This is a genomic window from Bacteroides sp. MSB163 (assembly GCF_036416795.1).
Lineage (GTDB): Bacteria > Bacteroidota > Bacteroidia > Bacteroidales > Bacteroidaceae > Bacteroides > Bacteroides maternus.
The window spans coordinates 695,523-708,078 of the sequence record NZ_CP143867.1; the positions used below are offsets into that span (position 1 = coordinate 695,523).

Annotated in this window: 7 protein-coding genes; all 7 read right to left on the reverse strand. The window is 41.7% G+C overall.

Annotated features, from left to right (window positions below; all coding sequences use genetic code 11):
- Positions 1-210: 210 nt before the first annotated feature.
- Complete coding sequence (locus VYM24_RS02465) at positions 211-3,429, reverse strand: alpha-mannosidase (RefSeq protein WP_330941364.1); 3,219 nt, start codon at positions 3,427-3,429, stop codon at positions 211-213.
- A gap of 114 nt (positions 3,430-3,543) precedes the next feature.
- The gene (locus tag VYM24_RS02470) at positions 3,544-4,416 is read right to left on the reverse strand and encodes a hypothetical protein (protein ID WP_224320779.1); all 873 of its coding nucleotides are present in this window, start codon (positions 4,414-4,416) and stop codon (positions 3,544-3,546) included.
- A gap of 12 nt (positions 4,417-4,428) precedes the next feature.
- Complete coding sequence (locus VYM24_RS02475) at positions 4,429-4,788, reverse strand: DUF5018 domain-containing protein (RefSeq protein ID WP_224320780.1); 360 nt, start codon at positions 4,786-4,788, stop codon at positions 4,429-4,431.
- Positions 4,789-4,805: 17 nt separating this feature from the next.
- Positions 4,806-6,611: a RagB/SusD family nutrient uptake outer membrane protein gene (locus VYM24_RS02480; protein ID WP_291550255.1), complete on the reverse strand. Its 1,806-nt coding sequence runs from the start codon at positions 6,609-6,611 to the stop codon at positions 4,806-4,808.
- Positions 6,612-6,623: 12 nt separating this feature from the next.
- Positions 6,624-9,665: a SusC/RagA family TonB-linked outer membrane protein gene (locus VYM24_RS02485; RefSeq protein ID WP_291550256.1), complete on the reverse strand. Its 3,042-nt coding sequence runs from the start codon at positions 9,663-9,665 to the stop codon at positions 6,624-6,626.
- Between the two features lie 3 nt (positions 9,666-9,668).
- The gene (locus tag VYM24_RS02490; protein WP_299095285.1) at positions 9,669-11,138 is read right to left on the reverse strand and encodes a hypothetical protein; all 1,470 of its coding nucleotides are present in this window, start codon (positions 11,136-11,138) and stop codon (positions 9,669-9,671) included.
- A gap of 617 nt (positions 11,139-11,755) precedes the next feature.
- Complete coding sequence (locus VYM24_RS02495) at positions 11,756-12,400, reverse strand: hypothetical protein (RefSeq protein WP_330941365.1); 645 nt, start codon at positions 12,398-12,400, stop codon at positions 11,756-11,758.
- Positions 12,401-12,556: the final 156 nt, after the last annotated feature.

A 12,556-nucleotide genomic window follows, 5' to 3' on the forward strand; every position in this document is an offset into this window, starting at 1 on the left:
ATCATTTTAATTAATAACGCAAATCTGCAGTTGAATTTAACTCCTTCCGGAACGGTTATGAATTAATTCACCACAGAGTAACACAGGGTATCACAGAGTTTAATCAGTTTGAAATCAAAAGAATAGAACTCCGTGATACTCTGTGTTACTCTGTGGTGAAAACTCCTTTTTTTTCCGTTATGAAATATTTTCGACATCTCCTCTACCATCTCAACGATGACGAGAAGCAGTTACAGGTTCAGTTGTATATTCCACTTTCACAGTTTCATGAGGCAAGGCACGTATCTCTGCCGCAGGTCTTGTGTCATCGTTCGAATTATCGGAAAGGGTTACTGCAAAAAGAGCTACTCCCGCATCCTTCGGTAAAATCAGAGTCCTGGCATCCGAAGTTATATCAAGGCAGATTTTATACAAATAAGTATAAATATAGGACTCATTACCACCCGCCCGACTACTGTGGCGATGGGTTCCGACATAAGCTATCGAAGCATCCTTCATATAACCTTCACTTTCACCCTTCCAACCCCACTGACCTATAAATCCTGAATAAAAAGGTATATTGAAGCTGTAATCTTTTCCATCTACTTGAAACGAAGCCTTGCGGTCACCGTGTGACGAGGTCACCAGCAAGTAACATTTCGTATATCCGTGTTTCTCAGGAAGGGTTATCGTTTGCCCGTCGCAACGGATACAGTTATAGTCGGCAGGATTATTTTCCATTCGGAATGTTATTCCCCCGGCTTCCACCACATCCGGCATCAATTCAGCAGCAAAAGAATTACCCTCTCCGTCAAAATCTCCCGACATACTGAACTCGTCCATTGTAAGAGCACTCGCATTACATTCAATATCTATAGAATGATTTTCAGGCATCTCAAGACTTGCATTTTCCTTAAGCCGCACGCTGAAAGTGCGTGGTTGGAAAGCTGTTCCGCTAAAAACGACTTTATTATCCTCATATTTTGTCTCACCGACATACTCCTCAATACCATTCACCTCGCATGCACTTTCCACTGTACTTGCGAAAATAATTTCCGCATTTTCAAAATCCTTTCCATAAATTTCGTTCACCCTTACAATGTAACTCTTACCGTCCTCCGCTTTCTTTACAGCCTTTATCGCTACACCGGGCATATTGGTCTTGACGAACGAGAACTTGCGTCCCAACGTTCCTGCATGTTTCGGAGTGGTGAAAGAAAGCAAGGGCTGATTGAATGCTTCAGCTTTCCATGCAGTCCCCGCTTCTGTTATATCAGATTTATGTCCATATATGGAATAGCTAAAAGTATGATGACCAATATCCAAATGTTCTTGATGAGCCATATTGGGATCCTTGCCTACTGCCGGAGTGTTCAAGAGAGTAAGCCTCAACGTATGATTGTCCGGTTTGTCCCATCCGTATTTACTGTCGTTCATCACAGAAATACCATAACTACCATCGGCAGACGTTATGTCGGCCCATTGCTGGGCTACCACTTCATATTTGTTATCAGTATTGTTGTTGCGTTCGATATAGCCTATGCCAAGGTCGTATGTAGCCATTTCATTCGACACATTCATTGGAAACTCGGCTTTAAGAAGGGTATTCCTTTCGTTCCAGTCTATCTCGTTACGAATATCTATCCGGTCATCCTGTCCACCTTCCGTAAGACTTATATATTGTACGAAGCTGGAAGTGCCGTAAGTACGTTTCACTTTGAGCGAAGCACGTACCGGTCCGTTTTCCGCCACGGAAATCTCAACGTTACTATCTACCGGCAACGGTGTCTGGTCAATCGTTTTCTTGAACAGCTCCCATGCCGGCCATGTGCGCGATTCGCTGGGGGTGAAAAGCGCAAGACGGAAAGCCTTACCAGATTCCACCAACTCACGCCCGTCGCGTTTATCAGTTATCGAAGCGATGTCTCCGTTCTTGTCCAGTACAACTTTATAAATCGAATTCTCCACCACATTGCCTTCGGCTTTCAACCGCTTAGTACCGGACATTTTTCCGCTACGCACATCGTAGACCGAAAAGCTTACCGGATCCATATCTGCCGGAAAAAGCACGGTGGCTTTACCGTTCTCCCATAAAAGAAGTTGCCCGGAAACCTTTTTTCCATTGGGAGTACCAACTATTATGTCTTTCGGTCTCGAAGCCATGTCCACTGTGGCTGTAACTATATCACAACGGCTTTGGGCAACAGGATTGTAAACCACAACCGAAGCGCCTCTTGTCCGCGTATCAAGTGCCCTACTTACCGCACCGACCGCACCTGCAGTGATTTCCGCAAATTCCGACTGGGAAATAAGTTCATCATTCCATGAGAAAGTATAAACTGCCGGAATACTTGTACCCGTCAGGTCATCATGGAATTGATGCCACAAAAACCTCTGCCACGATTCACGTAACGACTCTTCGGGGTATGCCGCCCCTCCCAACCATTCAGCCACCACTGAGGCTCTTTCAGCAGCATCAGCCAACTGTTCGTTGCGACGGTTGAAAAGTTTCATGGCTGCTTGAGATGTATAACAGCCCGTCGCATGCACATCCATAAGTAACTCTCCCTTGAAAACAGGCAGTTCCGGATGCTTCTCAAAAGGATAATAATCATCAAACAACTGTCCCGAACGTGCACTTATCACCTGCACCGGTCCCTCACCCTTCATTCCTGTTTCGACCGATCTTACGGAAGCGATTGTAGGCGAACCTCCACGGTCTCCGGCTCCATAATAATGGTAGACGGTATTATTAAGACCGTTTTTACCTAAATCTATCAGTTTACCATTGTTGCTCAACTCTTGTCCATCAAATCTTGAAACGTAGTCTTGGGCATGCGGCACAGCCATTATGCGCGAACCGTCTATACCTTCCCACAACCCGAGCATGAACGGCAGTTTGCGATTACCATAAAACGGCAGTTTACGATGCTGGAGCTTCTGCGTGGAAAAACCAATGATACCAGAATGAGCAGCTATCGTCGGCAAGGTGTACCCGAAACCAAAACAATCGGGAAGAAAAATATCATTTGATTTTTTACCAAATTCCTTCTTGAAAAATTCTTGTCCGTAAAGAAGATTACGAAAGAATGATTCCGGTGAAGGTATATTAGGATCAGTAGAATCCCACGAACTCCCCGAAATATTCCAACGGCCTGCCTTTATATAATTTTTCAGCCGTTCATATTCAACCGGATAATACTCTTTAGTCCATTTGTAACGAACCGCTCCTTCGAAATTGAAAATATAACCGGGGTAATGATCTATCAACCAAAAATTCTGAGTGAGTGTACGGTATAAATAATGGTCAATGGTTGTCTGTACAGTCCATAACCACTGTGTATCAAGATGGGTGTTGGAAACCATGTATGCCTTATACGCCTTCTGCGCATCCACATGGGTACTTATGCCCAACGCAAACAACAGGGAAAAAATCAGTTTTTTCATCATATCAAATTAATAGTACATGACAGTTTAACTCTCATAAACGAAACCAGCCATAAGCCGAGTTTTAATCGGACTTATGGCAGGTTAACTAATTAGAGATCTATGTTCTGTTGCTTTTTATCGCATCATTTTAATGGTCAGTGTAACATTTCCACCCACACCTGACGTTAATGATTCAACAAACATCATACCTCGAACAGAGTTATCTTCATTCTTAAACAGATAAGCCATGCCCTCATTCACCGTAGCCGTACTAAAGGTAGCGTATTCAATCATATTGAGATTGCGCATCAACGCGTCATTCGTCATATTATCAAACACACTCTTAGTGATGGGTTTTCCCTTTACAGCCGGTACACTCACGAAACTGGTAATGTAGCCTGCTTTGTAATCGGGCAAAATATTCTGCAGAATCAAGTCAGACGGAGAAACGAACAGGATCTCTTTTTTACCTATGTTATAGCCGAAACAGAATCCTTGAGGGTTCTTCATTGCTTTCATTTCAGACACTGTATACACTTTTTTGTCCTCAAATGAGAAGAAAAAGCCTAAGTAAGGATTATATTGCGCCCCCAAAGTCACGGTATAGGTATCAATGGGCTTAGCTATAAGATAGTGAAACGGAGTAGACACTGTATTACCTACTTGGTCAGTCACCATAAAAGAAACGTCAAAATCCTCCGTTTTACCTTCAAGCGGCACAGCTAACTTGAATATCCGAGAGATACTATCTCCTAAAATATCAGATGTCATCACAGAATCTCCCATGGTAAAGGACCGGAATTTTTGCTGGGCATATATTCTACCAACAATGGTATCCACCTTCGCTTCCGGATCATCGGTCAGAGAGAAATCACTCGGATCTATCACATACGTATTTACATCATTATTGAAAAAAATGTATGGAGGCATCGGTGGAAGCGGACCTTCTTCTTCGCATGCAATCAATAACAACGGCAAAAAGAATAGTGCTATAAAATATTTTTTCATATTGCTTACTCTTTAATAATTTACTGTAACTGTATAGACGTTGGTTGTCTCACCATTTGGAGACACAACTGTATATTCAACCGGATTGGTAAAATCTTGCATTGCGCCCGATGCCGGTGTTACTACCGCTCCTTCCGACACAATAATCTCGGGGCGAATAGTCGTTTTATCAATTCCTTCCGGAATGGTAAGTGACACTGTGTGAGCTTCCTGATCGATAGTCGCATCAAAATAAATATTCTGATTCTGATACACTCGGAAGCGGGTCAAATTGGCATTTATGCTGGGGGGAATCACTAATCCGTCTTCGGGTCTTGTGCAACTGCTCATTATGCATACAAGCATAATAAACAGATAGATATATTTTTTCATATTTCTCATTCTATTTATTAATTAGCTGCTGTTGATAACTTAGGCCAGTTCGGATTTTGCTGAAGTGCAGGGTTCATCAATATTTCTGATGTACCAAGCGGGAACAGATAATCCTTCTTCAGAAAGATTAACGGCCTTTTTACATTCACAATATTATAGAAACCTCCATCTTGCGGTTTAGGAACATCATATCCTTGGATGTATTTACCATTCATCACTTCTTCTGCTATTCTCCAGCGACGGATGTCGAAGAATCGGAAATCTTCAAAAGCCAACTCTACACGACGCTCGTGCCAAATCTTCTGACGCATCTCAGCTTGAGTCAGCCCAGTAGGTAGATCAGGCATACCTACACGGTTGCGAATCCGGTTGACAGCATCATAAACTGCTTGAGAAGGAGTGGCATCAAGCTCATTCTGTGCTTCTGCAAAATTCAACAACAGTTCATTCAAGGCGAAAATACGAGTGAAGTTTCTGCGGCAATTACCACGACCTCCATTGTTTGGATCTGAATCCGAGAACATAGGATCGATGTACTTTTGTAAACAAATTCCAGTGAGAACAGCTTCCGCCCAACCGTGATTATTCGAATCCGAACCGCCAGCCCATGGTTGATAAGTATATTTATCATACTTGGCACCAGGGAATGCGAGGGTAGCCTTGAAACGAGGATCACGATCTTCGCCCTGCTTGGCGTTAGTAAAGTCGTAACCACTTTCCGGATCTGAAGGCATCAATCCGCTGGGATACATCTCAAATTCCATAGCCAACTGATAACTACCGTTCATCCAGTGGAAACCATTTTCCGTACGATTTCTCCACTGTGCATTGATACCTTCCCAGCGACCGTCAATAGTAGGATGAGAAAGCCAAATGATTTCCGGCGTATATTTAAACTGCCTATCAACAAATTTGCGATAATAATATTCCCAAGTACCCGGTTCCAACTCCGGATCGTCAGGTTCAGACTGTGGAGATTCCAAAGAGTAAGTGGGATCATCCATAACCTTTTTACAAGCCTCAACAACCTTTCTCCATCTTGATTTATCATAATTCATATAACACTGGATATCAGTATACTCGGATGACACAGGAGAATCTGTATTAAATAACGGGCTGGCAGCCTGAAGACGTAAACGGGCTATACAAGCATAACAAGCTGCACTGGTAGCCATACCTACTTTATTAGGAGTGGCCGCAACATTCGAAGGAAGATCCCTGGCTGCCATTTCCAACTCGTTACACACCCATTCTACTGACTCTTCAAACGTGTTACGAGGCTGATTGGTCAGCTCTGTATAGTTGTTAGGATCCACAGAATGGTCTAAGATGATAACTCCTCCAAAACGTCTGATAAGCTCTTCATAGAAGAATGCGCGTAAAAATCTGACTTGCGCTTTCATCAGAACTTTATCCTCTTCTGATCCCTGCGCTCTATCTATGTTTTCCAAGAACAAATTAGCCTTACGAATTCTCCTATAGGTATTTCTCCAGTAACCGATAGTAGGGATGGAACCTTCCTCACCATCGCCACCACCGTCATCCGGCGTCCACATACCAAACTGGACTTTGTCCGTCCACAAGGGGGCGTAACCACCGATTCCATCATCTGCAGCACAGTCATATATCACTCCGCGAGCAGTCACATTATAGGCGTTACCATACATTTCAGAGTAGATATCATTCATCACTTTTTTCGCCTCTATCACTGTTGCAAAGGCTTTATCGATATCCATATCATTACTTGCAGGTTTATCCAGATAATCCTGACATGAACATAAGAGCATTGTAAGCCCTAACAATAAATAATTTTTCTTTTTCATTTCATCACTTTTTTAGAATGACACTTTAACTCCGACATTGACTACTTTCATCAAAGGATAGCTGGCATTTGTATTTTCCGGGTCATATACCGGAACTTTATCCCAAGTCACCAGGTTTATTCCATTGACATAAAGACGAGCATCAGTTCCTCTAATGGCTTTCATCCAACTATCAGGAAGTGTATAACCGATCTCTATATTCTTCAAACGGATGTAGTTACCGTTTTTCAGCCAGAAGGTACTGCTTCTGTTTCCATCGTTACCTGTCGATCCTATCGCAGGGATAAGACGAGGCAAGCTCGCGTCACGATTCTCCGGTGTCCAGCGATCTAACCATTCAACGATAGGTGTACTGTTTTCGTTATTGAACGGCATATTGGCACCGGTTCTGAAATCATAGTTCACATTGGCTGCTCCCTGGAACAGACAGCTAAAGTCAAAGTTCTTGTACTTGAAGCCCATTTTCACACTGTACATTATTTCAGGAACATTGGTAAATCCTATCGGATGCTGGTCATTATCGTCTATGACACCATCACCGTTGATATCCGCATACTTGATATTACCCGGATAAAGAGGTCCGAACTGAGCGGGACTTCTCAAAATTTCTTCTTCCGACTGGAACAATCCTTCAGCGATAAATCCTCTAGCCTGACCTACGCGGTAGCCTACCTGCTGCAAGTATGGATAAGCTCTCGGAGTTTCCGGTCTTTCGAGTATTTTATTGCGAGCAAAAGAGAACATACCACCTACAAAATAATCAAAGTTTTTGTTTAACCTTTCGTGCCATGTTCCGTCCAACTCAATACCTTTATTTTCTACCTTTCCTGCATTGGCTGTAATCGCAGGTCCTCCATAGGTGGCCGGAACAATATCTATATTGGTAAGGATATTGGTTCTTTTTTCATAGAACACATCAGTGGTCCACTCGAAGCGATTATTAAACCAACGGGAGTCAAAACCGAAATTGAACTTATGAGCGGTTTCCCACGTCAAGCCAGGATTTCCGTTACGGACTTCTTTCAATCCACCACCGTTTCCTGTTCCGCCTTTATTGATACCGAATTTAGCATCGCCACCGCCGCCCCAACGACTTTCGTAGAAGAAGCGTTCGCCACCAATATTATCATTACCTACCATACCATAACTAGCTCTCAGTTTCATGTAATCCAGCACCTTGTTTGATTTGAACCAATCTTCTTCTGTAAATACCCATCCAACGGAAGCGGAAGGAAAGAAACCGAATCTATTGCCCGGAGCAAAGTTCTCGGAACCATTGTAACCGGCGTTCACCTCGGCCAAATATTTGTCTCTGTAACCATAAGTCACACGCCCTACTATTCCTAAACGGCGATAAGCAACTTCCTGATCGCGTACGGTATTCTCTTGTGCATTCATCAATATCAAACCGGAAACGGCATGCTGTTTGTCACTACCAAACGTATTGTTATAGCGGATAGAGGGCTCAATTACGTATCTGGTATTGTAGGAATTAATATTTCCTCCAAATCCTAACGGGCTGCCGATTACCATATGAGGATAGGTTTCAACATTAGGACCAAAAGTAAACATATCATCATCTTTTCTGTGATCGTATGTATATAAGTTGTCGAAGTCGAAAGAGAAATCAACATTCACACTCAATCCCTTTACCCATTCCGACAAGTCGGCGGAAGCACCCAATGTAGCAGTAATAGCCGATTCTGCTTCCTTAGAATAGCCATGAGATACCAAATGGGCAAGCACATTGTGATTAGTCGTTGGAGGAGCTCCCCATGTACCATCCGGATTGCGAATAGGCGTCACATTTGGACTGGCTACACGAGCTCGTTCAAAGATAGAGTTCACTCCAGACGACGGACGACGTTTATCGCCAATCACACCTGCCAAGGTCAATTTAGCTGAAATGACATTATTTAACTGGAAGTCAAGGTTGCTTCTGAAGTTATACTTGGTATAGCTTACATTAGTACTATAATTATCATTGTAAGCACCACGGCGGAATATACCTTCTTGTCTCAACACATTAGCAGACACAAAATATTGCATTTTCTCCGATCCCCCGGTAATACTGGCATTGTACTGTTGCATATAAGCATTTTTCTTCAACACTTCATCAAACCAATCAATATCAGGATACAAGAAAGGATTTCCTCCTCCGCTCTTATATATGTTCAACTGATCTTGTGAATATTTGGGAGACTGACCATTGTTCACCAAAGCTTCATTTGTCAACACGGCCATATCATACGCACCTACCAGTTCGGGCATTGAAGAGGGCGATTGCAGACCAAAGTCGGCCGAGAAGGAAATGACAGGTTTACCCACTGCACCGCGTCTGGTAGTAACAAGTACCACACCATTCGCACCACGTACACCATATACAGCTGTAGCCGAGGCATCTTTCAAGATACTGATATTCTCAATTTCCGAAGATTCCATCATGGCAAGTCCTTCCTTACCACGATCAATACCATCAATCAAGATGAGCGGGTCTTGTCCAGAACCGAATGTACTGATACCGCGAATATACAAAGTCGCCTGATCCGCCCCCGGCTCACCGGAACGTTGTACAGTAATCAACCCAGGTAATCGTCCGGCTAAGGCATTAGATACATTGGACACAGGACTTTGCTTAAGTTCCTTTACTGAAACTGTTGCGATGGCACCTACCACCGAAGCTTTCTTCTGTTGTCCATATCCTACTACTACTACTTCCTCCAATTGTGTCTCATCCGGCGACAAGGAAATGCGGAAGAAATTATCGTTTGCTTTAACTACCTGCCGATAATCCTGATAACCGATATAAGATACTTTCAATGTATCTCCCGTTCGTACATTATCCAATTTGAATACCCCATCCACATCGGTGATTCCACCATTAACGTTAGTTACTCGAACTGTGGCACCAATCAATGGTTGATTGGTTTCATCCAACACCAAACCTTGGATTGATTTGGTCTGCTGCGCATGGGCTACGCCAGCAACAAGCAGCAATGCGCTTATGCCCACAAACCGTCCAATTTTTCTTTTTATATTTGTTAGTGCTCTCATAGCTTATTTCTTCTTAAAAATAATTTTCTGACAATTCCAACCACCAGGGGTGATATCCACACGTAATTCATGCTGTCCCTTTGTAAGAGAAAGAGTGACAGGGTCTGCCGGCGCATAGAAATCCCAGTTGCCTGTACCTACTCCACCTACTCCTGTTTTACCCTCTACTTTCTCACCTCCATCTACCGAAAGCCAGAAGGGTTTGTTTGCTTCATTAGAATAGAACATGAATGCGTCATAGTCACCATCTTCCAGTACATTAATGGTATACGTACACCACACTTCAGGACCATCATTGTTACCAAGCAAACTGGTATAGAGATTACCATCATTGTTACGTCTGATAGCTCCACCATCACCGCGATTTTCATTATTGATAAAGTCTGCAGTAGTCAACTGTAACGTACCAGGTATATTGTTGTAAGTCAGATAGTCATATCTGGAGATTTCTTTGCCACCAGATATGATTCCAACCTGTACAGGCACAAGCCAATAACCGTCTGTTTTAGCATCATCTACCCAAAGACGTTTCCCTTGTTGCATAGGCATCGTCAACGTCTCCATTTCACCCGGTACTGCACTAGCAGTTTTAGCCATTTCAGTGCCCTCATAATAAAGCACATAACCATCAATGCCTGTAATAACCGGATCTTTGTGAATTCGAATATACTCAGTCGTTTTGTTCGGGATATCATTACTGTTGATAGCTGGATTCAATCCAACAAAGTCTGCTCCATCATCATAACCATCAATAGTCACTACAGGCGCATTGGCTAGTGTTTCTGCTGCTACAGAAATGTTACCGGAATAGTCAATGGCATACACTTTCAATGGTTGAGTGATATCACCCATGATAGAAGCAACAGTAGTTTCTGCATCTACAGTCATGGACGAAGTACCCAACTCAATTCTAAACTCTTTCACGTCATTGTCTTCAGGACTTTTCCATACAGCAAATGCTGTTTCATCTCCCATTTTATAACCGGTCAAATCAATCACCGCACCAGGACTCACATTATCGTGTACCCATGGTTTGGCACTAATCGTAACGCCATAAGCAAGTTGACCATTCTGATTCTCTGTTTTAACCATAAATGTGTACTTCTCATAGTTAGTCAAGCCGGTAAAGACAACTTCCGTATCAGTACCTCCTACTACCTGTTCTTGACCAGTGTTCTGGTTAGTCACATGGATTGCTTTCAACGACTCTGATAAGGCAACATTCCATGTCAATTTGATTTGTCCATCAGCTCCCTCGGCAGCCAACTTGTCTACATCACTAGGCGGAATAAACTCAAACTGCCCCGGCACATCTGTCACCGGAAACTTGTATTCCTCACAGGCACAGAGACCAAATACAAGACATACCAGTGGCACAGCTATCCGATAGTGGCGCTGTTGCTTCTGAACACACGAAAAACTCCGAACCCGTTCTTTCTCGCTTTTGTTCTTCTTAAAAAGGTGCTTTTTCATAATACACTTTTCTTTGTTTGTAATTTAATTAACAATTATTTTTGTTTTTGATATATTAAAAACGAAAGCAAAACTATAAGCAAAACATTAATAAATCATATAAAATTTACATAAAAACCAATTAATATTACATTAATTTTAGGCTTTCTAGTAATTTTAGTATGAACTCCTATAGCTAAAAGCAATTGATTTATAAAATTGCCAAGGAACAGCTTACTTAATGCTTATACTGTTGCCGATATGATAATATCGGATCGTGAAGATTGGAATATTCAATCTATGAAGACATTATATCAGAAAGCCATTAATAAGCACTCTAAAATCGCCTGTATATACATCATTCACAACAATACGCACTATTACAGAAAACAAGAAACGAAATAAGTGAATAAAAGGAAACGAAATACAGCAGATATTTCTGCCATCTTATTCGCTAAGCTTCAATTTAATTGAAAGATTCTGGGGGCAAGGAAAGAACTACGAATATAAAACCTTACAAAATAAAGGAAGAAATCTGAAAGGGAATAAAATATTCTTCGTATTTAGCCCTGTATTTCTTTTATTGAAGCTATGCCATTCAAATAGAAGAAATACAAGACTAAAAGATTCTTTATATACTAGTCATATATTTGGGGGGCTTTTGAAGACTTAACTAAATAGTCCTCAATATTAATATTAAGATATGCCGTTCCATCACCAGGAGCAGGATTTGACGGATGAATATCATCCTTATGAGGATATACAATAATATCAATCTTTTTCACATTTTTCCCTAATTTAGGGAACAATAGGCTAACATAGATGGCTTTTCCATTACAATTTTGAATGATCATGAGTCTGCCTAGCTCTCCTCCCCCATCATATCCACGTACTTTATACTTATCTCCTGTTACTCTATCTACAATGGTGTAACCTTTGCCATAGTTGAGCCATTGCCAATCCCAGTATATAGGTTGCAGAAAGGTAACCTTTGTATCGTTTTCTCTTATTTCTATCGAATGTAAGGAGGTATTTGTACCAACAGTCCGATTATATGGCCATTCGGCTATTTCCAAACTATCCGTAGGAGCTATATAGGCTACTCTATACAGCTTTTGATTTACACTATCTTTACGGAATAAGATTTCTTCGGATAATACCTTATTCATGCTGTCTCTTATGGCTTCCAATTCATACAAACTCTTATTTTTCAATGTAGGATTTTGACCAGAAACAATCAATGGGAACATTATAATACATAGGGTAAGTGTGTAACTTTTCATGATATAATTTATTTTTAAGTACTTCTAAAAGACATTTCATTCTCTCTTTGTTGATTCTTGACACCGATCCGAAATATATGAAACTCAATAAAGAACCATATCAAATTTCGATAATAGTATTCAGATAAATGATTTTTCCACCTGAGATACAGAAAT